Consider the following 22872-nt stretch of genomic DNA (forward strand, 5'->3'; position numbering starts at 1 on the left):
CGGTTTAGGTTACAATTGCGTAATAATCGCCCGAAACAGCCATTCCCCCTGTTCAGGGGTAGCAAATTCTATGCTTTTCACGTGAACGAGCGTTCATTCCGTCGCTGAACGACATAAATATGCAATAAAGGGGGCGAAAAATAGACGCTGCGTCCAAAAAAGCGTATGAGGTCCGGATTGACGTCCGAATTCGCTCAAAACCCGAGTTTATCGATGCACGGTTTTCTGTTTTCCTTGTCGCTGGTGGCGCTTTTTGCGGTCTTTGCCGTGCTGTGCGTCGGCATCTACAGCCTGTTCAAGGGCGGCAAATTCGGCGAGCGCTGGTCGAACAAGCTGATGCAGCTGCGCGTCCTGATGCAGGCGATTGCGATTGTGATCCTATGCCTGTTCGCCTGGTGGTCGGCCAACCACAGTGGTTAAGCTCAATAAAATCTATACCCGGACCGGCGATGACGGGACGACGGGACTGGCGGACGGTTCACGCCGCCCGAAGACCGATGCGCGCTTTGCCGCCATGGGCAGCGTCGATGAAGTAATTGCGGCCATCGGCGTGGCGCGGCTTTATGCCGCAGGCGAAATGGATGCGCTGCTGGCTCAGGTGCAGAACGATCTGTTCGATCTGGGGGCCGATATCGCTGTGCCCGACGACGGTCAGCCGAAGTCGTGGACGCCGCTGCGGCTGAAAGCGACGCAGGTCGAAGCGCTTGAAGCGGCCATCGATTTGTACAATGCCGACCTGTCGCCGCTGACCTCGTTTATCCTGCCCGCCGGCAGCGCCCTCAGCGCGCACCTGCATCTGGCGCGGACGATCGCACGGCGGGCCGAGCGTGACGCAATCGTGCTGATGCAGGACGCGGCACCGGTGAGCGCCGAGGTGGTCAGGTATCTGAACCGCTTGTCCGACCTGCTGTTCGTACTGGCGCGCCACGCCAACGATCAGGGCCGCGCCGACGTACTGTGGGTGCCGTCGAAGGCTTGATCTACTGCGAAGCCGCCACGGACGACGATGCCGACGCGCTGGCTGGCTTTTCTTCAGGCCTGGGCGCACCGTTCGAGGCCTGACCGGCCTTTTGCGCGTCGGGCCAGATGATCTTGCGCGGTTCCCCGGCCTTGCGACCGGTCAGCAGGGGCAGGTAGATCGGAGTTTCGCACGACCGGTATTTGTCGGTCCACCAGCCGCCCGCGGCCTCGCACTTGCGACGCGGCATCTCATAAAAGACGCCATAGATCAGGATGCCCGCGCTGATCAGAATGAACACAGCGAGAAAGCCGAGCTTGACGCGAAAGAGCGTACGGTCGTGGTTGCGCATAAAACCTACCTCAAAAACTGCGCCTCTTCTAAATCGCCGGAGGAAAAGAGGGAAGCGCTTTCCGTGGCGACCAGGTGATTTCGACTGAAACGGCCCTTGCGGCAAGGGGCCGCAAACGGGGTAAAATCGCGGAAATGTCACTGAAATCCGGCTGTTTCCGCCACGGCACCGATTGACTTTAACGTCAGGCAGCTTCACTAAATCGCCAATAATTGCGGTCCGTTTGGGCCATTTCTCGGACAAGGGAAGCACACAATGAAGGTTTTGGTGCCCGTCAAGCGGGTGTTGGATTACAACGTCAAGGTCCGCGTCAAGACCGATCAGTCGGGCGTCGATCTGGCCAATGTCAAGATGGCCATGAACCCGTTCGATGAAATTGCCGTTGAAGAGGCCGTGCGCCTCAAGGAAAAGGGCGTGGTGACCGAGATCGTCGCCGTCTCCATCGGCGTGGCGCAATGCGAAGCCATCCTGCGCACGGCGCTCGCCATGGGCGCCGATCGCGGCATTCTCGTTCAGACCGAAGACGATCTGGAACCGCTGGCCGTCGCCAAGGTGCTCAAGGCCGTCGCCGGTGAGGAAACCCCCGACGTCATTCTGATGGGCAAGCAAGCCATCGACGGCGATAACAACGCCACAGGCCAGATGCTGTCGGCTTTGCTCGACTGGCCGCAGGCGACCTTCGCGTCAAAAGTCGAAATCTCTGGTGGTGAAGCGCTGGTCACGCGCGAAGTCGACGGCGGCCTGCAAACGCTGGGCGTCACGCTGCCAGCGGTGATCACCACCGATCTGCGCCTGAACGAGCCGCGCTATGCGTCTTTGCCCAATATCATGAAGGCCAAGAAAAAGCCGCTCGATACCAAGGCTCTGGCCGATTGCGGCGTCGATACCGCCGCGCGTCTGAGCGTTGTCAAGGTCACCGAGCCGCCGAAGCGTTCCGCCGGGATCAAGGTCGCCTCGGCCGATGAGCTGGTTGCTAATCTCAAGTCCGCAGGAGTGCTGTAATATGGCTGTTCTGGTTATTGCCGATCACGACGGCGCGCACCTGCGCGACACGACGCTGAAAACCATCGCCGCGGCGCAGAAGCTTTCGAGCGATATCGACGTGCTGGTCTATGGCGAGGCGTCCGCCGTCGCCGCTCAGGCCGCTGCCGCTGAAGGCGTGCGCAAGGTCCTGACGGCGGAAAGCGCCGAGCTGAAAGCCGATATTGCCGAGGCCATTTCGGCCCTGATCGTTTCGGTCGCCGGTGGTTACGACGTCGTCGCGGTTCCGGCCACCGCCTCGGGCAAGAACTTTGCGCCGCGCGTGGCGGCTGTGCTCGACGTGGCGATTATCTCGGATGTGGTCGAGGTCGTCGATGCCTCGACCTTCGTTCACCCGATCTATGCCGGTAACGCGCTGGAAACGGTGAAGACGTCCGACGCCAAAAGAGTCATCACCGTGCGCCCGACGGCGTTCAAGGCGGTGGCGGCCAGCGGCGGTTCGGCTTCGGTCGAAGGCGTGGCGGTGCCTGCGGTGACGCTGAAGACGCGCTTCGTATCGGACGAGAAGGTCGTGTCGGACCGTCCGGAACTGGGCTCGGCCAAGGTCATCGTGTCGGGCGGCCGGGCGCTGGGTTCGGCGGACGAGTTCAAGGGCGTGCTGGAGCCTCTGGCCGACAAGCTGGGCGCGGCGGTCGGTGCGTCGCGCGCGGCGGTCGATGCGGGCTATGCGCCGAACGATTATCAGGTGGGTCAGACCGGCAAGGTCGTGGCCCCGAACCTGTACATCGCCATCGGGATTTCGGGGGCGATTCAGCACCTGGCCGGGATGAAAGACTCCAAGGTCATCGTGGCGATCAACAAGGACCCCGAAGCCCCGATCTTCCAGATCGCCGATTACGGCCTTGTCGAAGACTACAAGACGGCCATCCCGGCGCTGACCAAAGCGCTCGGTTAAAGACCGGACCCGGAGCTTGTCTCCGGGTTTTTCTTTGTCTGGCCCTTGATTACCCCGTGCGGGCGGTTAAAGCTTGGTGACACAAAGCACCGGATGGGTTCATCATGACTGAGATCAAGAGCGTCGGTATTATCGGCGCCGGACAAATGGGTTCCGGCATTGCGCAGGTCTGCGCGCAGTCGGGCTATGAGGTCTTCCTGTACGATCAGTCGGCCCCCGCCGTGGTCAAGGCCGTCGAGAAGATCAACAAGGGCTTCCTCAAGTCGGTCGAAAAAGAACTGATCACCGCCGAGGCCGGGGCGCGCGCCGCGACCCTGCTTAAACCCGCCGCCCTGGTCGCCGATCTGGCCGACTGCGATCTGGTCATCGAGGCGGCGACCGAAAACGAAGAGGTCAAGAAGGCCATCTTCGCGGCGGTGTGCGAACACCTCAAACCCGAGGCCATTCTGGCGTCCAACACGTCGTCGATCTCGATCACGCGACTGGCGGCGGCGTCGGACCGCCCGGGCCGCTTCATCGGCCTGCACTTCATGAATCCCGTACCGATCATGAAGCTGGTCGAGATCATTCGCGGCATCGCCACGGAAACCGAAACCTACGAAGCCGCGCTGGGTTTTGCCGAAAGCCTCGGCAAGATCACCGCCAACGCGCAGGACTATCCGGCCTTCATCGTCAATCGCGTCCTGATCCCGATGATCAACGAAGCGATCTATACGCTGTATGAAGGCGTCGGCACGATCGAGGCCATCGACACCGCCATGAAGCTGGGGGCCAATCACCCGATGGGGCCGCTGGAACTGGGCGACTTTATCGGTCTCGACACGGTTCTGGCCATTATGAACGTCCTCTATGACGGCCTGTCGGACTCCAAATACCGTCCGTGTCCGCTGCTGGTGAAATATGTCGAGGCGGGCTGGCTGGGCCGCAAGACCGGGCGCGGCTTCTACGACTATCGCGGCGAAAAGCCGGTGCCGACCCGATAATATCTTGCTTACCGTCCGGCAACCTTCCTATCTGTGGGTCGTGATCGCGCTGGCCGCCGCCAGCGTGGTACACGCGGTCGCGTGGTTCGTGGCGCGCGCCACGGTCCTGCCGGTGCCTGAGGCCCTGCACGAGACTCAGCGTCAGGTCATGCTGGCCCTGTTCTGGATGGTTTGTGTTTCGGCCTTGTGGATGATTCAGGCCCCAAAGTCGCGCCTCAAGGCCCTGCTGCACGTCTTAGGGTGTGCCTTTTTCGTCTGCCTGCTCGGCTCGATCGTCGCCTTCACCAACTGGATGGTGGCGCAGAATGTCGGCTTCGACCTGACCAATCTGACGACCTTCAGCTTCTATGCCCTGCTGATGATTCTGGGGCAGATGTTCCTGTCTCTGCCGTCGGCGGCCCTGTTTCAGCAGGTGCTGCTCGCCCCGCAGCGCGAAGCCCCCGACCCTGTGGAGACGGCGTGACGGCGCCGCGCTACGCTGCGCTGGACTATATCCGCGGCTTCGCCCTGCTGGGTATCCTCATCGTCAATGCCATAGCCTTTGCCTGGCCGCTGGAGGTCTATTCCAACCCCATGCGCTCTCCGCTGGGCATGAGCGCGGCGGACAAGGACGCCTGGTGGGTCATCCATACCTTTTTCGAGTCGAAGTGCATTACACTGTTCGCCCTGCTGTTCGGGATCAGCGTATTTCTGGTTAAGCGGAAGGATCAACCGCAAACCCCGACCGGTAAAACCATCCTGTTCCGCCGGCTTATGTGGCTGGCCGTGTTCGGTGTGGCGCACGGGGCTTTGATCTGGCTGGGCGACATCCTTTTAATGTACGCGATATGCGGTCTGGTCTTTGCCTATATGGTGCGCACGGATAAGCTGCTGACCTTCGGCAGTCTGCTCTATATCGTCGGGTCACTGATGATTGTCGGCTCCGGCTGGGTGCTGATATTCGTACCGCGCGACCAGATCGCCGAGCTGATCAGCGGCAGCGACGGCTTCACCTTCGCGCAGGAAATGGTACTGATGAAGGGTGATTTCGCGTCGTCGCTATATGGCAATTTCGTCATGTGGGCGACGCAGATCGTCTCGCAGATCGTGGCCTTCGGGCCGAAGATCCTCGGTCTGATGATGCTGGGACTGGGCCTGTTCAGGGCGGGTTATTTTGATTCCAAAAGCAAAATCGCCCTCCATCTGGTGATGATTTTACTCGGTGGCGCAGCACTGATCGTCATGGGCTGGCAGAATCTGATCATCCTGCGCGAAGGCTTCCCGGAGCCGGAAATCTACGGCAGCCACCGCGCCGCGGCGGAGTTCCTGAGTCTCTTCACCAGCCTCGGTTACGCCAGCGCCCTGATGCTGATCGGTCGCATTCCTGTGGCCAATCTGATCACCCAAACGCTGGAACCGGTGGGGCGAATGGCCTTTACCAACTACCTCAGCCAGTCGCTGATCATGACGGCGATCTTCTACGGCGGTCGGGGGTTTGGCCTCTATGGCACGATGGGCCACGCGCAGATTATTCCGATCGTGGCCGGTATCTGGATCGGGCAGATCGTGGTCAGCCACCTGTGGCTGCGGGCCTTCCATTATGGGCCGTTCGAGTGGGTCTGGCGGTGTCTGAGCGAAGCGCGTTTCGTGCCGATCCGTTGAAATTCTCCAAATAGGAGAATTATTCTCCTGATATTCTCGTTATTTGGGAAGTGTCGGCGACGAATTCCATGTTTCAGGTGTGATTCAGGTGGTTATGGTTTGGTTAACCACCCATGTCTCTGAATTTAAAATGAAATATGAAATACCAATACCGCAAACATTTCCAATTAAACAGAATCATTATGCGCTAATTTTCGCGCCTGTTTAAGCGATTTCACGTCGCAAACCCACGTCGGTACGGTCAGCATGATCAGGGCCGCTTCGAGTTGCGATACGACGCCCAGCGCCAGAATCAGCCAGAAAAATACGCCCGCCTGACCGGTCACAAACATCTGACTGAGCAGCGCCCACAGGCCGAGCGTAAACAATTTCGACAAGATGTGATGCGTCGAGGCTTCGCGCTTGAAACGCACATAGCTGATCAGGTGGACGCTCAGTTCCATCGCCCCCAGAACCGCGATCATAACCCACGTCGTGCCGATCAGGGCCGGATGCAGCAGGTGCACGGCAACCGCCACACTGAGCCAGAAAACGACATCGGCGCGGCTGTCCATCACGCGTAAGGCGGGCGTCACGCAGTCGAGTTTCCGCGCGATGACTCCGTCGAAAATGTCGGAAACCACGCCCACTGCCAGAAGCCCGACACAGAGGATGGAAGCGTGCGGCACGTTCAAAAGACACAGCGCGATCATCACCGGTCCGGCCAGCAATCTGAACCCGATCAGCCACCACGGTATCTGCCGCGCGATCATTATTTCGCGGCGACGGCGTCGATCAGGGCGTGCGCTTCCGGCGTATCCCATTTGGCTTCACCGCCCAGACGCGCGACCTCCATACCGGTCTTGTCCAAGATGATCGTCGTCGGCATGCCGATGACGTTCCACTTCGACAGGGGCTGCACTTCCGGGTCGTTGTAGAAGACCAGCGGTTCATGCACATCAAGGAAGTTCTTCGCCTCAGCCAGCGATTTCGCCTCGTCGATGCTGAGGGTCAGCACGGTGACCTTCGCGGGATCATAGCTCTTTTGCAGGGCGGCCAGCGTCGGCATTTCGACGCGGCACGGGGCGCACCACGTCGCCCACAGGTTCAGCACGACAACGCGGCCCTTGAATTCGGCCAAGGTGTGCGGTTTGCCGTCACGGTCGAAAAAGGTGATGTCGGTCAGTGGCTGAGGTGTTTCGTGCGTGATCAAAGTGGCCAAAGACCCCGTCGCGTAGCCTTTCAGCGGGCCTTGCGCGGTTTCAGTTTCCGCCCTCTGTTCGGGCGTGTTGGCTTGACGGAACCACATCACCCCCGCTACTGAGGCGGCAATCACCAGAACCAGTACGCCGAGCACGATAAAATTAAATCGCTGTTTCCGAACGGACTTGGTTTTGACCTCTTTTGCGGATTTAGCTTCCGCGACCTTGTTCTCGTCCAAAGGCTCATTCATGTCCGATAGTTCCCAAAAGCCTTCAGAAGGTCAAAAAATGTGGGGTGGACGTTTCTCTGCCCAACCCGACCAGATTATGCAAGCGATCAACGTCTCGATCGAGGTCGATAAGCGCCTGTGGGCGCAGGACATCGCCGGGTCGCGCGCCCACGCCGCCATGCTGGCCAAACAAGCTATCATAAGCGCCGACGCTGCCCAAGAGATCGACGCCGGATTGGCGAAAATCGTCGAGGAGATCGAAGCCGGCACCTTCCCGTTCCGCACCGAATTCGAAGACATCCACATGAATGTCGAGGCGCGTCTGCGCGAACTGATCGGGGCGACGGCAGGTCGTCTGCACACCGCCCGGTCGCGCAACGATCAGGTGGCGACCGATTTCCGCCTGTGGGTCCGCGATCGTGTCGACTATACGATCGCGCAATTGCGGGGGCTCCAGAAGGCGCTGGTCGCCCGCGCCGATGAATATGCCGACGCCCTGATGCCGGGCTTCACCCATTTGCAACCGGCGCAGCCGGTGACCTTCGGCCACCACCTGATGGCCTATGTCGAAATGTTCGGACGCGACGCCTCGCGCTTCGAAGACGCCCGCAAGCGCATGAACGAGAACCCGCTGGGCTCGGCGGCGCTGGCCGGATCGCCGTTCCCCATCGACCGTCACATGACCGCCGCAGCGCTCGGCTTCGACCGCCCGACGGCCAACAGCCTTGACGGCGTGTCGGACCGCGATTTCGCGTTGGAATCCCTGAGCCATGCCTCGCTGTGCGCCGGACACCTGTCGCGCCTAGCCGAAGAAATCGTCATCTGGACGACGCCGCAGTTCGGCTTCGTGCGCCTGTCGGACGCGTTCTCGACCGGGTCGTCGATCATGCCGCAAAAGCGCAACCCCGACGCCGCCGAGCTGGTCCGTGCCAAGACCGGCCGCATCAATGGCGCGTTCATCGCTCTGACGACTGTCATGAAGGGCCTGCCGCTGGCCTATTCCAAGGACATGCAGGAAGACAAGCCGCCGGTGTTCGAAGCCTTCGAGGCGCTCGATCTGGCGCTGGCCGCCATGACGGGTATGATCGGTGACCTGACCGCCAATACGGAGCGCATGAAGGCCGCGGCGTCCAGCGGTTTCTCGACGGCGACGGACCTGGCCGACTGGCTGGTGCGCAATCTCAACATGCCGTTCCGCGACGCCCACCACGTCACCGGCGCGGCGGTGAAGCTGGCCGAAGGTCAGGGTGTGGATTTGGCGCAACTTTCGCTGAGCGATCTGCAAAATCTGGAAGCGGGCATCACGGAAGATGTGTATAGTGTTTTGACGCCGGAAGCTTCTGCGGCTTCGCGTCTGTCCTACGGGGGCACCTCTCCGGTAAAGGTGCGTGAACAAATCCAGCGCTGGAAGGACCTCCTGGCATGACCCTCTCTGTTTCGCGTACCGTTGTGAAAGCCGTTGTACTGGCCGCCGCGCTTGGCGTGTCCCTGACCGCCTGCGCCAAGCAGGGCGATCTGGAAACCGCGCCGCCGCTGTGGGGCAAGCGCGCGCAGGAAGAGGTCGCGGCCAAGAAGAAGGCGCAGGCCGAGGGCAAGGCGACCGAGCGCGCCCTGCCGCGCAAGGAATTCAAGAACGAGATGGCCGACCCGTATCAGCAAAACCAGAAGGTCGGCGACGCGCCTCTGGAAGGTACCGGCAACGCCCAGCGTCAGTAACCAATCATACCTCCCCACTTGTGGGGAGGGGGACCGTCGGCGGAGCCGATGGTGGTGGGGGCCTTTTCCTTCACCGCACAAGGCAGACTAAATGAACCATTTCGAATACAAGAACGGTGAAATGCACGTCGAGGGCGTCGCGGTCAGGGAACTGGCCGAACGCGTCGGTACGCCGCTCTACCTCTATTCGTCGGCGACGCTTGAGCGCCACTTTCAGGTCTTTTCGCAGGCCCTGTGGAGCAAGGAAGCCCTGCAAAGCCCCAAAGGCGAAGCCCCGCTGATCGCCTATGCGACCAAGGCCAACTCCAACCTTGCCGTGCTGCAAACCCTGGCCGAACAGGGTGCTGGGGCCGATACGGTCTCTGAGGGCGAAATCCGCAAGGCGCTCATGGCCGGGGTCGCACCGGAAAAGATCGTCTTTTCCGGCGTCGGCAAGACCAATGACGAAATGGCCTTTGCCCTGAAAACTGGCATCTATCAGATCAATGTCGAGTCGCGCCCCGAGCTTGAACGCCTGAGCCATGTGGCAGGCTCGCTGGGACTCGTCGCGCCGATCGTCATCCGCATCAATCCCGGTGTCGGGGCCGGCGGCCATTCCAAGATCACCACCGGCGGGGCCAAGGACAAGTTCGGGGTTTCGGCGGCGGAAGCCATCGCCCTTTACGGTCAGGCGGCGTCCGATCCGAACATCGCGCCGATGGGTATTGCCTGCCATATCGGTAGCCAGATTTCCGACCTGACCCCCATGCAGGCGGCGTTCTCGAAGATGAAGGGCTGGGTGCAGGAACTGCGCGCCAATGGCCTGAGCGTCGAGCGCCTTGACCTCGGCGGCGGGCTGGGCGTGCCCTATTTCAACCAGCCGGAACCGCCTTCGCCTGCCGATTTTGCCCAGATGGTCGCGCTGACCGTCGGTAATCTGGGGGTACGCTATACCTTCGAGCCGGGCCGCCTGATCGCCGCCAATGCCGGGATTCTGGTCTCGCGCGTCATCCATGTGCACGAACGCGCCGATTCCGGTCAGAAGTTCCTTGTTGTCGATGCCGCGATGAACGACCTGATCCGGCCTGCCATGTACGACGCCTATCACGACATCCGTCCGGTATGTGAACCCAAGGACACCAAGAAGGGTACCTACGACGTGGTCGGTCCGGTGTGCGAAACCGGCGACACCTTTACCCGCGGGCGCGACCTGCCGGTGATGAAGGCGGGCGACCTGATGGCCTTCATGTCGGCGGGCGCTTACGGCGCGGTGATGGGCAGCGAATATAATTCGCGGCCGCTCGCCCCAGAAGTGCTGGTCCGTGACGACAAATGGGCCGTCGTGCGCCCGCGTCCGTCCTATGAGGACATGATGAATCAGGAAGTCCTGCCCGACTGGTTCCGGCCGCGCAATATGCGGGCAAGCGCGTAATCCCGTCTTAGGATTCCGCTCTTGATTCGTACGTTAACCTGAGCGAAAGTCGAAGGGTTAACGGGACGGGTCAGGTTTTGGGGAACCGGTGATGACGCTTCAACGCACCAAACGCTTTTCGCGCCTGAACCGGGCGCTGGGCTGGACGGCGACGGTCATGGTGTGGGAACGCCTGTTGCCCGCCCTGACGCCGTTTCTGTTGCTGGCGGCAGCGATCGCCGTCGCCTCGCAGTGGGGCCTGTTTCTGGCGCTGGGGACCGTCGTCCATATTGCCGTTCTGGTGGTGGGTAGTGCTGTTGCCATAACTGCCGCTGTGCTGAACCTGCGCGGCTTCAAGACCCCGACCTTTACCGAGACCAATACGCGGCTGGCTTTGGATAATAAGGTCACGCCGGAATATCTGCTCGGCCTGCGTCACGCGAAAAAGCAACCGAGCCTGAAAATCGGCAAGGCCAAGGCCGGTCTGGCCAAGGGCGATCCGTTCGCCCTGCGCTATCTGATGCTGGTCCTGATCATGTTCGGCTACCTGTCGCAGGGCCCTGTGCCATGGACGCAGGTTGCCAGCGGTTTCGCGCCCTTGGGCAAGCCGGGTGTGGTACTGGTCGCGATGGACGCTCACCCCTGAGCAGGCGATTAACGCTTATCGGACTGGCATTAGCCGGAATCGCTGCTGTCGCATGGCTGGCGGTCTATCGCGATCCGCCGAAATCCGATCCTGCTCCACCCGTTGCCGCCATTACCGGCGAAGCCGAAGCCATCGACGGCGACTCCCTGCGGGTCAGCGGCATTGAAATCCGGCTGGAAGGCGCAGATGCTTTCGAATACGACCAGAGGTGCGGGGCGTTCGCTTGTGGTACGGCGGCCAGCGCCAATCTGCACCGCCTGATCGACGGCAACACTGTCCGTTGTCAGCCCGAAGGCGAGGACCGCTACGGACGCACTTTGGCGCGTTGTTTTGTCGGCGACACCGACATCGCCGCCGCGCAAGTTCGTGCCGGTCTGGCGGTGGCTTATCGCCGCTATTCCGACCGCTATGTCCGCGAAGAAGAGGCCGCGAAAGCCGTTAAATGCGGGGCATGGGCCTACAGTTTTCAGGCACCGGAAGACTACCGGCATTCCAAAACCTAAACCGCGCACACCCCGTCATCGCAGGCCCCATCTTTACGGATTTGGCCGGCATTGCGCTGTTCCGGCGGCAGATCGTCCCACGCCCGCTGGAGCACCTGCGCGAAGGCCTCCGCCGGTTGCGCGCCCGACACGGCGTATTTGTTATTGATGACGAAGAACGGCACGCCATTGGCCCCGCGCTGGGTGATGAAATCCTGTTCCTCTACCACAGCGTCGCTGTAGCGGTCGGTTTTGAGGAAGGCTTCGGCCTCCGACGCGTCGAGGCCGGTCTCGGCGGCCAGTTTGACCAGCACGGCGTCGTCAAACAGTGACTGGCCTTCGCTGAAATAGGCGCGGTAGAGGCGTTCGACCATTTCCGCCGCCAAGCCGCGATCCTCGGCGAATTTAATCAGCCGATGAGATTTGAGCGTGTCGCCGGAAATCGTGTCGTCGAGGTGGTAGTCCAGCCCGACAGACGCTGCCATCTGCACGACGCGCGCCTGATTCTGGGCTACCTGATCTGCCGTCATATTGTACTTGCGCTGGAGCATTTCCTTCACCGGCGTAGGGGCGGCGTCGGGCGACAGGCGGAAAGCGCGATGCCTAACGGTGATCGCATCCTTACCGGCAAAATCGTTCAAAGCGCGCTCGAACTGACGCTTCCCGATCCAGCAGAAGGGGCAGATGATATCGGACCAGATGTCGACGGTAATGGCGGTCATGCTCTCGGTTTCCTTCATACCTCCCCACATCGTGGGGAGGGGGGCCGCACGACGCGCGAAGCGCTAGATGCGGTGGTGGGGGCCTGCGCTGTCGTGACAGCGGATCAATGGGCCAGCAGATTTATGCGCGGCAATCTACGCGAGCCCCCACCGTCTCGCTGCCTACGGCATCGATCCACCTCCCCCGGCACGCCGGGGGAGTATGAAGGGGGCGTCGTGTTTATATTAGGTCGCGCATAGAAACCGCAACCCGGCACCCCCACGTAACTACCGTCGATCCGGTTGCGCCAGCGCGCCGACCGGCGCTTGCAGGTTCCAGCGCACACGGTCGCGTACGACCTGTCCCTTGTAGGGGCTTTCGGCGGCAATCTGGTTCAGGCCTGGCGACAGGGTTATGTTCTTGAATACCACGATCCCGCCCGCCGCCGTTTGGGTGGCGATCGTCACGCCATTGACCTTGAGCGTCACCTGCGGCTGGTTGGTGTAGATCTTCACGTCGGTCGCCGCCTTGGTGCGTTCATCGAAACGGCGCGAGGTAATATAGACGACCGGTTCCGCCGACCACTGCGCCTTGTAGAACCAGAAGGCGTCCTTCTTCGTGCGTCGGTCGTAGGTCACCAGACCCTTGTCGTTGATGCCGCTGTGGTCGCCTTCATTGCGCCCGTCCGACGCGGCGTCGAACATCTGCCAGACAAACGCGCCCCAGATGAAGGGCCGCGCCTTCAACTGCGCCCAGTTGGCCTCGTGATAGAGCGCCTGATATGGCTCCGGATGCCAGCCCGACGGCGGATCGACGCGCGCGGGCGGCGATTCCTGATGCCTGACACTACCTCCCGCACCGTATTCCAGCACGGCGAAGGGTTTCGTCGGGAATTTCGCATGGTAAGCGTCGGCCCATTTACCCATGTCGGCGAATTCGTCCTTGTACCAGCCGAAATAGCGGTTGAAGCCGATCAGGTCCGAGGTCTGGGCCAGAGGGGCATCATCGGCCTGACAGCAATGGGCATAGATCGTCGGACGCGAACGGTCTTCGGCTTCGGCGACCGCGTTCAGCCCTTTCAGCGTCGCTGCGACAAACGGTTCGGTGCCGTGGACCTCGTTGCCCAGCCCCCAGGCGATGATGCTGGGGTGGTTGATATTCTGACGGATCAGTTCGCGCATCTGCAAGGCGGCATTGGCGCGGAAGGCCTCGGTATCGACGACCGTGCCGTTGACGGGCACTTCCGTCAGGACCAGAAACCCTCGGCGGTCGGCCTCGTCATAGGCGGTCTGGGCGTGGGGATAGTGGACGAGGCGCACGGCATTGGCCCCCATCTCCGCCATCAGGTCGAAGTCCTCGACGATATCGAGATCGCTGATCGCCCCGCCTTTGCCGGCACGGCTGGCGTGCAGATTGACGCCATGGACGGCATAGGGCTTGCCGTTGAGCAGCAGGCCTTTCTGCGCATCGAAAACGACGCTGCGCACACCGAACGCCGTCACCGTGCGGTCCAAGGTCGCGCTGTCGTCGGTGACTTCGGTGACCACCGAATAGATGTACGGATCGGCCACGCCGTTCCACAGGTGCGGATTGGGCAGCTTGCCCGCGATGACCACGCGTCCGGCCTCATTGGCCTTGAGATTAACTGGTTTCGAGGCACTGAACACCTGTTTACCATCGGCGCTGAAGATGCGGGTCTGAACGATCAGCTTTGATCCGCGCGACCGGCTGTTGCGCACGGCGACGGCCATGCTCAGGTCGGCATTGCGCTCGGAGACATTGCTGGTAGATACCGCTACGGCAGGCGAACCGTGATCGAGCCAGTCGAACCCGGCATCGCGCGTCTGGATCAGCGACACCCCGCGCGTGATGCCGCCGCAAAACGTATAGTCCCCGGCCAGAGGCGCGACGTGCGGCCAGGCGGCGTTATTGACGCGCACGGCCAGGACGTTCTTGCCCGTTTTGATATGCCGGGTGATATCGAAGCGGAACGTCGTGAAGCCGCCTTCGTGCCGGCCCACGAAGACACCATTGACGAACAGGTCGGCGACGAGGGCCGCCCCGTCGAACTGGAGATAGAGGCGCTCATTGGCGGGCACGGCGCGCATGTCCAGCGTCTTGCGATACCAGGCCGTGCCACGATAAAAGGACGGTCCCGCGGTTACCGCGCCGTCATCGCCGTCACTGAGGTTGAAGGTATGCGGCAAACTGGCGACCTGCCATTTGGTGTCGTCGAAGGCCGGGGCTTCGGCGCCCTTGATATCCTCGCGCTTGACGCGCCATTCTGTGTTGATCGAGGCGACCGATCGCGCTTCGGCGACCGACGCCGTAAGGCACAGACACAGGGCGGCCAGAATGGCGGACAGCGATCGGATCATGTCATCAAGCCCTGTTGTTTTTTATATCTGGGGTATTAGGCACCGAATATGACCCAATAAAGACCAAATAATCAGCAAGCGATAGCCTGCGCCGTGCGTTAAAATTTTCGTCACGCCCTTGCAAAAAGTTACGGTATAACATATGTCCTGTGTCCCGAAGACAGGACGTTGCGAATGGCCGTTGCCCCCAATCCGGATAAGCCGAACACGGTGATGGACCTGCTGGCCATTGCCCTGTCCGGGCTGTGTCTGGCCCACTGTCTGCTGTTGCCGTTCGCCATTGCTGCCCTGCCGGTGCTGGGGCAGGTCGCCGGCAGTCACGTCGTCCATCAGGTGCTGATTCTGGTCGCCGCCCCCCTGAGCATCTGGACGCTCAGCCGTTCGAAAGGCTGGCGCAAACCGGGTGTGGCGGTGCTGGCCGGTCTCGGTCTGGGGCTGCTGACCGGTGCGGCCTTTATCCCGGTTCTGATCGCGCATGAAACCCTGATCAGCGTCGTCGGTGCCCTGATGGTCGCCGCGGCGCACTATATCAACACGCAACGTCACCGCGACGCCGACAGAGCCGCGAAGGCCCTGCGAGTCTGAGGGCTTTTCTACTGCATACTATTGACTGAGACGCCTGACCCTATATGACGGGCGACGGTTACATTTGTCCGGATATTCCCATGCTGCGCCACATCGTCATGTTCAGTTGTAAAGACACCCAGAGCCGTGACGATATCCGCAAAGGCCTGTCGATCCTGACCGGTATTCCCCACGCGCAGAAGCTTGAGGTCGCCTTCAACGAAAAGGTCGATCAGCTTGGCAACGATATCGAAGTCGTCGTCTATGGCGAATTTGCCGATGTCGAGGCGCTGCGGGCTTATAAGGCGCATCCGCTGTATCAGGAATCGATCGATCGCGTCCGCCCGATCCGTGAGCTGCGTGTGGCGGCGGACTATACGGTCGAAAGCGCGGCAACGACCGCGCTCTGAAATCAGTGATCCATAAATCTGCGGCGTACGTAAGCAAGGGGAACATAATTTCGCCTTTGCAGTGCAGCATCATGCCTGTCACGCGCGGTTGATTTGCCTTTTCGCCTCTCAGGCGTAGGCTGCACTCTCATAATGGACGGGGGCGTTCGATGAACAGGTTCAGAACCCTTATCGCCTTGATGCTACTGGTCGCCTCCGGCGTGGCGCAGGCTCAAACCCAGACGCCTGTGACCGCGCCCCTGACCGCTGTTGAGGCCACCCAATGCCGGGCCATTGCCGAAACCCTGCGCGACCGTGAATACGAGGTGATGAGCAGCCTGATCATCCGCATCGAGCGCTCGCCGAATTTGTCGGTCGAAGGGCTGAACGCCGTGCAGAAGCAGGTCGCGCTGACCGAGGCCAGCGTCAAGACCTACGAAGGCCAGGCCGATCGCTTCGCCTTTGCGGCGGTGCCGAACGACAGCCTGAAAAGCCTGATCGGCAAGCAGGATAGCGAGGCGCTCCGGCCGAAGCTGAGCGACTGTCTGGAGCGCGTGCCGCCGGTGGTGCCGTCGAAGCCCGCCGTGGCGAAAAATTAGATATGGTCAGCACTCCACCACATTGACGGCCAGGCCGCCCTGACTGGTTTCCTTGTATTTAGACGACATGTCGAGCCCGGTCTGACGCATGGTCTCGATGACCTGATCGAGCGACACCTTGTGATCGCCGTCGTCGCGCAGGGACAGCCGCGCGGCATTGGCGGCCTTGACCGCGCCGATGGCGTTGCGCTCGATGCACGGGATCTGCACCAGCCCGCCGACCGGATCGCAGGTCAGGCCCAGATTGTGCTCCATGCCAATTTCGGCGGCGTGTTCGATCTGTGTTGCCGTCCCGCCCCAGACCGCGCACAGGCCCGCCGCCCCCATCGAGCAGGCCACGCCGACCTCGCCCTGACAGCCCATTTCCGCGCCGGACAGCGACGCCCGCTGTTTGTAGATCAGGCCAATCCCGGCGGCGGTCAGCAGGAAGCGCCCGATCCTGCCGTCCGAGCGCGTATCGGCCTCGCTCCAGCCGTCAAATGCGCAATAATAGCGGATCAGCGCCGGGATGATCCCTGCCGCGCCATTGGTGGGGGCGGTGACGACGCGACCCCCGGCGGCGTTTTCCTCGTTAATCGCCATGGCAAAGACGTTCAGCCAGTCGAACAGGCGCTCGGACTCCTGATTATGAGCCTCGGATTTCAGGGTGTCGAACAGCTTCGGGGCGCGGCGGCGCACGTTCAATCCGCCGGGCAGGGTGCCCGCCGTTTTCAGCCCGCGCTCGATGCCGCCGCTCATCACTTCCCAGATGCGCAACAGTCCGGCATCGGTCTCGGCGCGCGGACGCCGGGCGTCTTCGTTGGCCAGCACGACGTCGTAGATATTGCAGCCATGTTGCGTACACAGGTGCAGCAATTCCGCCCCCGAACCGAACGGCATGGGGGCTTTCGGCCCGACGCTGATGCGGTCATTGTCGGCAGGGGCCGACAGTTGCGCGGCCGAGGCGATGAAGCCGCCGCCGGTCGAATAGAGCGTGCGCTCGAAAATCTCCGCGCCGCTAGGGTCATAAAGCCGGACGCTCATGCCGTTGGGGTGGAGGCGCGGGGTGATGTCGCCGCGGAAATCGATGTCGCGGCGGTAGTCGAAGCCGATCGTCGGCCCGTCATGGAGGTCTATTTCAGTCGCGGTTTTCAGCGCGCCGTACATCGCGTCGGCCCAGTCGGGATCGACCGTGTCAGGTTCGGCCCCCAGAAGCCCCAGCACGGCGGCCTTGTCCGAACCGTGGCCGATGCCGGTCAGGGCCAGAGAGCCTTGCAATTCCACGCGCACCCGTGCCGCGACGTTCAGCACGCCGGCGGCCTTCGCTTCGATCAGGGCGCGGCGCGTGATGCGCATCGGCCCTACCGTATGCGATGACGACGGACCGATCCCGATCTTGAACATGTCCAGCACGGATAGCATGAAAAACTCCGGATTGTTCCGATAGGTGCAATCGTAACTTTTATCACGGATAGCACGCTTTGTCAGAAGTCGGAACTGCTCGTCCAAATCAGGTCGACAATATTGCGCCGCGATGAAAGGCCGGTATAGATAGGGGCAGCAGGGGAGCCTTCCGCATGACGCAACTGTACGAACTCGGCCAGGGGCCTGAGCCGCTGAGCCCGCAAAAGCCGCTGTTCGGCGATGACCGGGCGCTGATCCGCGCCGGTCTGATCATCGGCGGCGTGATCGCCTTATGGAAGCTGTACATCGCCCTGACGGCCAACGTGATCTGGGAGGAAGGCCATTTCGCCGTGTCGGGGCTTTATCCGGCGCTCGGTTATCCCGATATCCCGGCGGGGTTCCCGCTGTTGTCGCGCCTTGTCACCCTCATCTTCGGCATGAATGTCGTGCCGTTGCGGCTTTTGTCGCTGCTCATCGCGTCGGCCATCCCGTTCGCGATTTATTTTATGGCGTCAGCGGTCGTGCCGAAGCGCGAAGCGATCTGGGCCGCTATCCTGTCGCTGCTTATTCCGCCCCTGTCGATATCGGGCACCATCTTTTATCCGGAAGGCCTGTTGCAATTGCTGCTGGCCCTGATGCTGGGGTGCCTGCTCAGAGCTATCACTGAGGATACCTGGAAATGGTGGGGTCTGACCGGTCTGTGCGCGGCGCTGGGCCTGTTCGTGCACTTTCGTTTCCTGATCCCCGGGGCGGGTATCATTGTGTACGTTCTGGTGACGGCGCAGGGGCGTAAACTTCTGACCAATGTGAAATTCTGGAGCGTCGGGGGTATCGCTGCGCTCGGGCTTGTGCCGTCGTTGCTGTACAATGCCTTCAATGACTGGCCCGCGATTGCCTTCCACGTCACCAATCGCCCGGTCTGGCGGCCCGACGTTCAGTTTCTGGTCGCCTTCCTCAGCCAGCAGATCGCCATGGTCACGCCGATCTTCTTCATCGGCCTGACCGCTGCCGCCGTCCGGGTGCTGAAAAGCGAACGCGACCAACCCGTCGCGCTGCTGGGGGTCGTCGGCGTCTTTATCTTTGGGTTTTACCTCCTTCAATCGCCCGCCAATGCCAAGCTGATGCCGCACTGGCCGTTCATGGCCTATGTGCCGCTGGTCGCGGTTTTGCCGGGGACGCTGATCCGCTTTGCCGACGGCGCGCGGACAGTGTCGGGGCAATGCCTGCGTAGCGGGCTGATCGGGCTGGCCCCGGTGCTGGCCCTGGCGGTCGGGATCGGGATTACCGTCTATGAATATGCCTGGACGCATACGGAAAAGCTGCCGTGGCAGTGGCGGTCGATCAACTTCATGCGCAATGAGAACTGGACGGCGCTAAAGCCGGTTCTGGCCGGGGCGGAGGCGTCGGCGCGGCAACGCTTCGGTGCGGAGCCGGTCCTGGCGGTCTCCGGTCATGTCCCCGCCGTGCGGCTGGAGTTTCCGGCAAAGGCCGTACGTATGGTCTTCACGCTGGATGAGCCCTACGATACCTTTTCGCGCTTCGGTACGGCGCGAAAAGAATGGGGTCTGGGCTATGCCGACCTCGTGAAAACCAAAGCCGGTAAAGGCGCGGTGCTGGTCCTGCCGGAGCCGAGCTATCTGTACCATCAGCCCGAAGAACTGGCTTTCCGCGATCGCCTGTGTCGTCAGTTCGAGGATATTCAGCCCTATAGGATCGTCGATTTGCCGCCCGGCCGCACCACGATCAATGTCTATACGGCCCGAATCCGGGCTACGCCGCTGGGCACGGCCCCGGCGCGCTGTGCCTTCCTGCCGGAACTCTATATCGCCCAGCCGCCGCGCGGCACCTTTATCGAGGCCGGGGACAGCGGAAACTTCTTCGGCATAGCCACCGATCCCCTCGGCTTGACCCGCGTCGATATTCTGATCGACGGCAAGGTGGTCGCGCCCGCCAATTACGGCCTCGATCCCAAAGATTTTCAGGCGCCCAAACCTCTGTCCTACGATCCTAACTGGCCGAAGGTGCAGTTCGATTTCAAACTCGACAAGGCGGGTCTGAAACCTGGTGCGCACGTGCTGTCGCTCCGCGCCACGCGCACGGACGGTACGGTCGTCGAAGGGGCGCCACGGGCCATTTACGTGAAAGAGTAAGCCACACAGTTGCGCAAATGCTTGTCTAATCGGCGTGAGTCGCCTAACAGATAGGCATGGCGGATATCCTTTTCTCTTCGCTGGTCGACCGGTTGCACGCCTGCGGCCCTGTGCTGCACGACGGCGCGGCGCAGTATGCCTATGAGACCATCGCCGAAGTGGCGCAGGCCGAAGGCTGGCCCGACATGCTGGAGCGTGCCGGTCCGGCCCTGATGCCGGTGTTGGGGGCCTCGCCCTATCTGGCCGGGTTGATGCGGCGCGAACCGCAGCGCCTGCGTGAAACCCTGATGTCGCCGCCCGAGGCGCGCCTCAAGGCCATATTGCTCGCCACCGAGGCCTTGGCCGAACAGGCCATGACCCTGGAAGCCGTCGATATCGACGCCGCCAAACGCGTTTTGCGTCACCTCAAGGCCGATACCCACCTGCTGACGGCTCTGGCCGATCTTGGCGATGTGTGGAAACTCGATCACGTCACCGCCGCCCTGACGCGGTTCGCCGACGCCGTCACCTACGCCGCCATTGCGCTGGCCATGCGCGAGGAGCGCGACAAGGGCCGCCTCAGGCCGTTCGACCCCAAGGGCGAGCGCGGCGTTCTGCCCGGTCTGTTCGTGCTGGCCATGGGCAAGCACGGGGCGGGGGAGCTCAACTATTCGTCGGATATCGACATCACCTTCTTCTGCGAACTGGAAGAACTGCCGCTGGCCGACGGCGTCGAAGCGCAGGTCTTCATCGACCGGCTGGCGCGGCGGGTGTCGAACATTTTGTCCGAGCGCACGGCGGACGGCTACGTCTTCCGCGTCGATCTGCGCCTGCGGCCGGACCCGTCCTCGACTCCGACCGTGGTGGCGGTCCCGTTCGCCCTGAACTATTACGAAAGCGTAGGCCAGAACTGGGAGCGCGCGGCCTTCATCAAGGCGCGGCCCGTCGCCGGTGACATGGTCGAGGCCAAGGCCTTCATGCAGGCCCTGTCGCCTTTCATCTGGCGGCGTAGCCTCGACTACCCGGCCATCGCCGATATTCAGTCGATCAAGCGCCAGATCCATATCCACAGCGTCCACGAACGCCTCGATCCGGCGGGCGCGAACCTGAAACTGGGCGTCGGCGGTATCCGCGAGATCGAATTCTTCGTCCAGACCCAGCAACTTATCCTCGGCGGCCGCGACCCCAGCCTGCGCTCGCGCCGGACTCTGGACGCGCTGGACGCGTTGCGCCGGGCCGGGCATCTGGCGCCTGCGGTCGCCAAGGAACTGAAACAGGCCTATATCCGTCTGCGCGACTGGGAACACCGCGTGCAGATGATCGCCGACGAGCAGACCCATATCCTGCCCGAGGTGGACGAGGAGCGTATGCGCGTAGCGGCCATGTGCGGCTTCACCAACCTGTCGCGCTTCGACCTTGCCGTGTCGCGGACCCTGCGGCTGGTCAATGGTCATTACGGCGAACTGTTCTCGGATTCCGAAGACCTGTCGTCGTCGTTCGGCAGTCTGGTCTTCACCGGTATCGAGGACGATCCCGAAACGCTCAAGACCCTGACGCGGATGGGCTTCGACAATCCCTCGCAGATTTCGGCCACGATCCGTGCCTGGCACCATGGTCGCATTCCGGCCACGCGGACCGAGCGCGGGCGCGAACTGTTCACGCGCCTTGTGCCGAGACTTCTGGAAGCGTTGAATGAAACCGGCGCGCCGAACATCGCCTTCACGCGCTTTTCGGTGTTTTTCTCCAGCCTGAGCGCCGGGGTGCAGATCCAGTCTCTGTTCCTCGCCAATCCCAAACTGTTCCATTCGATCGTCGAGATCATGGGCTTTTCGCCCCGGCTGGCGCAGCTTCTGTCGCGGCACCCGACCATCTTCGATGCTATGCTCGACGCCGGGTTCTTCGACCCGTTGGGCGAGGAGGTCGACCGCCTGATCACCGCCGAGGTCGAGCGCGTGGCGGACGATATCGAAAGCGTGATGAACGCGCTGCGTCGTGTATGCCGCGAGCAGCAATTCCGTATCGGGATGCAGATCATCAACGGGCGACTGAGTACCGAAGCAGCGGGGGCGGCCTATGCGCGTCTGGCCGACGCCTGCATCCAGCACCTGTCGCCTCTGTCGCTGGAAGAGGTTCGTCGTCAGGGGGGGAATCTCCCCGGCGAAGTGGCGATTCTGGCGCTCGGCAAGCTGGGCGGTCAGGAAATGACCGCGCGTTCCGACCTCGACCTGATGGCGGTCTATATGCCGCACGACCCGTCCGAAACCTCGGATATCAAGGGCTGGGGGGCGGAGACCTATTTCGGTCGTTTCACCCAGCGCCTGATCTCGGCCCTGTCGGCCCCGACGCACGAGGGGCTGCTGTACGAAATCGACATGAAGCTGCGTCCGACCGGTGCCAAGGGACCGGTGGCCGTGTCTCTGGCGGCGTTCGAAAACTACTATACGCGCGACGCCGACACCTGGGAGTTTCAGGCCCTGACGCGAGCGCGTGTCGTGTGGGCGACGTCGGAGGATTTTGCCGGTCTGGTCCGCCTCAAGATCGAGACCATATTGCGCGCCACGCGCTCCGAAGCCCAGACCGCGCTCGATGTGCTCAATATGCGCGCCCTGATGGAGCGCGAGCGTCCGGCGAAGAATTTCTGGGATTTCAAGCTGGTCGTCGGTGGTCAGGTCGATTGCGAATTCGCTGCCCAGTATCTTCAGCTTATCCACGCGGCCAATGGCGGGCCGCTGCGCGTGGGTACGCTGCCGGCGCTTCAGGCCATGCAGCGCGCCGGTCTGGCGCGCGCCGAAGACGTTGAGGCGCTCAGCGCGGCGTGGCGGGTGCAGCAGGGGCTGGCGCAGTTGCTGCGGGTGTCGCTGGACGCCAATGACGACCCGTCGACCGAACCCGAAGCGTTCCAGCGCAAGCTGGCCCGGGCGGTCCATACGCGGCGGCTCGATACGCTAGAAAAGAAGCTGAAGGACATACGCAAGAAGGCCCGCGCCGCCTTTGAATCGGTGATCGGCCCGAACGGATAGGTTTCATCCTCCCCTGTAGCGCAGCGTACGGGGGAGGTGTCGCGAAGCGACGGAGGGGGCATTTCCGTCGGTTTTGCCCCCTCCGTCATCTTCGCTTTTCGCTCAGATGCCACCTCCCCCGTATCGCTTTGCTCACAGGGGAGGATGATTTGCGACGGGATTCGAATCGTTCCACGTGTAATCTCCTGAAGCG

The 22872-nt window shown here is 62.0% G+C and carries 23 protein-coding genes; 17 read left to right on the plus strand and 6 right to left on the minus strand.

Annotated elements, in window-relative coordinates; translation table 11 throughout:
- Positions 1-213 precede the first annotated feature (213 nt).
- Entirely contained in the window at positions 214-420 is a 207-nt protein-coding gene (locus PQU92_RS06025) for a twin transmembrane helix small protein (RefSeq protein ID WP_272747304.1), read from the plus strand.
- Complete coding sequence (locus PQU92_RS06030; RefSeq protein ID WP_272747305.1) at positions 413-979, plus strand: cob(I)yrinic acid a,c-diamide adenosyltransferase; 567 nt, start codon at positions 413-415, stop codon at positions 977-979. Before PQU92_RS06025 ends, PQU92_RS06030 begins: the two co-directional genes overlap by 8 nt.
- 1 nt (position 980) lies before the next feature.
- On the opposite strand, the gene PQU92_RS06035 is transcribed toward PQU92_RS06030, so the two are convergent.
- Entirely contained in the window at positions 981-1310 is a 330-nt protein-coding gene (locus PQU92_RS06035) for a hypothetical protein (RefSeq protein ID WP_272747306.1), read from the minus strand.
- Between the two features lie 255 nt (positions 1311-1565).
- Here PQU92_RS06035 and PQU92_RS06040 point away from each other — a divergent pair, with 255 nt between their 5' ends.
- The 5 genes from PQU92_RS06040 (at position 1566) to PQU92_RS18850 (ending at position 5870) form a co-directional block, all read left to right on the plus strand.
- On the plus strand, positions 1566-2312 hold the full coding sequence (locus PQU92_RS06040; RefSeq protein ID WP_272747307.1) for an electron transfer flavoprotein subunit beta/FixA family protein: 747 nt from the start codon (positions 1566-1568) through the stop codon (positions 2310-2312).
- 1 nt (position 2313) lies between these two features.
- Entirely contained in the window at positions 2314-3246 is a 933-nt protein-coding gene (locus tag PQU92_RS06045) for an electron transfer flavoprotein subunit alpha/FixB family protein (RefSeq protein ID WP_272747308.1), read from the plus strand.
- Between the two features lie 104 nt (positions 3247-3350).
- A complete protein-coding gene (locus PQU92_RS06050; RefSeq protein ID WP_272747309.1) occupies positions 3351-4229 on the plus strand; it encodes a 3-hydroxybutyryl-CoA dehydrogenase in 879 nt (292 codons plus the stop codon).
- Between the two features lie 4 nt (positions 4230-4233).
- Entirely contained in the window at positions 4234-4692 is a 459-nt protein-coding gene (locus tag PQU92_RS06055) for a hypothetical protein (protein ID WP_272747310.1), read from the plus strand.
- Complete coding sequence (locus tag PQU92_RS18850) at positions 4689-5870, plus strand: DUF418 domain-containing protein (RefSeq protein WP_272747311.1); 1182 nt, start codon at positions 4689-4691, stop codon at positions 5868-5870. The genes PQU92_RS06055 and PQU92_RS18850 overlap by 4 nt, the downstream gene beginning before the upstream one ends.
- Positions 5871-6037: 167 nt before the next feature.
- Here the strand turns inward: PQU92_RS18850 and PQU92_RS06065 are convergent, their stop codons facing one another.
- Both PQU92_RS06065 and PQU92_RS06070 read right to left on the minus strand, forming a co-directional pair.
- The gene (locus PQU92_RS06065) at positions 6038-6622 is read right to left on the minus strand and encodes a CDP-alcohol phosphatidyltransferase family protein (RefSeq protein WP_272747312.1); all 585 of its coding nucleotides are present in this window, start codon (positions 6620-6622) and stop codon (positions 6038-6040) included.
- The gene (locus tag PQU92_RS06070; protein WP_272747313.1) at positions 6622-7302 is read right to left on the minus strand and encodes a TlpA family protein disulfide reductase; all 681 of its coding nucleotides are present in this window, start codon (positions 7300-7302) and stop codon (positions 6622-6624) included. The genes PQU92_RS06065 and PQU92_RS06070 overlap by 1 nt, the downstream gene beginning before the upstream one ends.
- A 37-nt stretch (positions 7303-7339) precedes the next feature.
- Here PQU92_RS06070 and argH point away from each other — a divergent pair, with 37 nt between their 5' ends.
- From argH to PQU92_RS06095, 5 genes are all read left to right on the plus strand, one after another.
- Positions 7340-8707, plus strand: coding sequence for an argininosuccinate lyase (gene argH, locus PQU92_RS06075; RefSeq protein WP_272747347.1), 1368 nt, complete (start codon positions 7340-7342; stop codon positions 8705-8707).
- Complete coding sequence (locus tag PQU92_RS06080) at positions 8704-8997, plus strand: hypothetical protein (protein WP_272747314.1); 294 nt, start codon at positions 8704-8706, stop codon at positions 8995-8997. Before argH ends, PQU92_RS06080 begins: the two co-directional genes overlap by 4 nt.
- Positions 8998-9088: 91 nt before the next feature.
- Entirely contained in the window at positions 9089-10408 is a 1320-nt protein-coding gene (lysA, locus tag PQU92_RS06085) for a diaminopimelate decarboxylase (protein ID WP_272747315.1), read from the plus strand.
- Between the two features lie 91 nt (positions 10409-10499).
- Positions 10500-11033, plus strand: a complete 534-nt coding sequence (locus tag PQU92_RS06090; RefSeq protein WP_272747316.1) for a DUF4175 family protein — start codon at positions 10500-10502, stop codon at positions 11031-11033.
- Positions 10955-11536, plus strand: coding sequence for a thermonuclease family protein (locus PQU92_RS06095; RefSeq protein WP_272747317.1), 582 nt, complete (start codon positions 10955-10957; stop codon positions 11534-11536). Before PQU92_RS06090 ends, PQU92_RS06095 begins: the two co-directional genes overlap by 79 nt.
- Here PQU92_RS06095 and PQU92_RS06100 read toward each other — a convergent pair.
- Together PQU92_RS06100 and PQU92_RS06105 are read right to left on the minus strand one after the other, a co-directional pair.
- Complete coding sequence (locus PQU92_RS06100) at positions 11533-12237, minus strand: DsbA family oxidoreductase (protein ID WP_272747318.1); 705 nt, start codon at positions 12235-12237, stop codon at positions 11533-11535. The genes PQU92_RS06095 and PQU92_RS06100 overlap by 4 nt on opposite strands.
- A gap of 267 nt (positions 12238-12504) precedes the next feature.
- Complete coding sequence (locus PQU92_RS06105; protein ID WP_272747319.1) at positions 12505-14595, minus strand: glycoside hydrolase family 2 protein; 2091 nt, start codon at positions 14593-14595, stop codon at positions 12505-12507.
- 174 nt (positions 14596-14769) lie between these two features.
- On the opposite strand from PQU92_RS06105, the gene PQU92_RS06110 reads away from it, so the two are divergent.
- The 3 genes from PQU92_RS06110 (at position 14770) to PQU92_RS06120 (ending at position 16147) form a co-directional block, all read left to right on the plus strand.
- The gene (locus PQU92_RS06110; protein WP_272747320.1) at positions 14770-15180 is read left to right on the plus strand and encodes a MerC domain-containing protein; all 411 of its coding nucleotides are present in this window, start codon (positions 14770-14772) and stop codon (positions 15178-15180) included.
- 80 nt (positions 15181-15260) lie between these two features.
- Entirely contained in the window at positions 15261-15569 is a 309-nt protein-coding gene (locus tag PQU92_RS06115) for a Dabb family protein (RefSeq protein WP_272747321.1), read from the plus strand.
- A 149-nt stretch (positions 15570-15718) separates the two neighbouring features.
- Positions 15719-16147 carry a hypothetical protein gene (locus PQU92_RS06120; RefSeq protein WP_272747322.1) on the plus strand — a complete coding sequence of 143 codons (429 nt, stop codon included), beginning with the start codon at positions 15719-15721 and terminating at the stop codon, positions 16145-16147.
- Between the two features lie 6 nt (positions 16148-16153).
- On the opposite strand, the gene PQU92_RS06125 is transcribed toward PQU92_RS06120, so the two are convergent.
- Positions 16154-17548, minus strand: a complete 1395-nt coding sequence (locus PQU92_RS06125; protein WP_272747323.1) for an L-serine ammonia-lyase — start codon at positions 17546-17548, stop codon at positions 16154-16156.
- Positions 17549-17703: 155 nt separating this feature from the next.
- On the opposite strand from PQU92_RS06125, the gene PQU92_RS06130 reads away from it, so the two are divergent.
- Positions 17704-19680 carry an ArnT family glycosyltransferase gene (locus PQU92_RS06130; protein WP_272747324.1) on the plus strand — a complete coding sequence of 659 codons (1977 nt, stop codon included), beginning with the start codon at positions 17704-17706 and terminating at the stop codon, positions 19678-19680.
- 56 nt (positions 19681-19736) lie between these two features.
- Complete coding sequence (locus tag PQU92_RS06135; protein ID WP_272747325.1) at positions 19737-22679, plus strand: bifunctional [glutamine synthetase] adenylyltransferase/[glutamine synthetase]-adenylyl-L-tyrosine phosphorylase; 2943 nt, start codon at positions 19737-19739, stop codon at positions 22677-22679.
- Positions 22680-22872 lie beyond the last annotated feature (193 nt).

Origin of the sequence: Asticcacaulis aquaticus (assembly GCF_028550415.1) — a bacterium.
Lineage (GTDB): Bacteria > Pseudomonadota > Alphaproteobacteria > Caulobacterales > Caulobacteraceae > Asticcacaulis > Asticcacaulis aquaticus.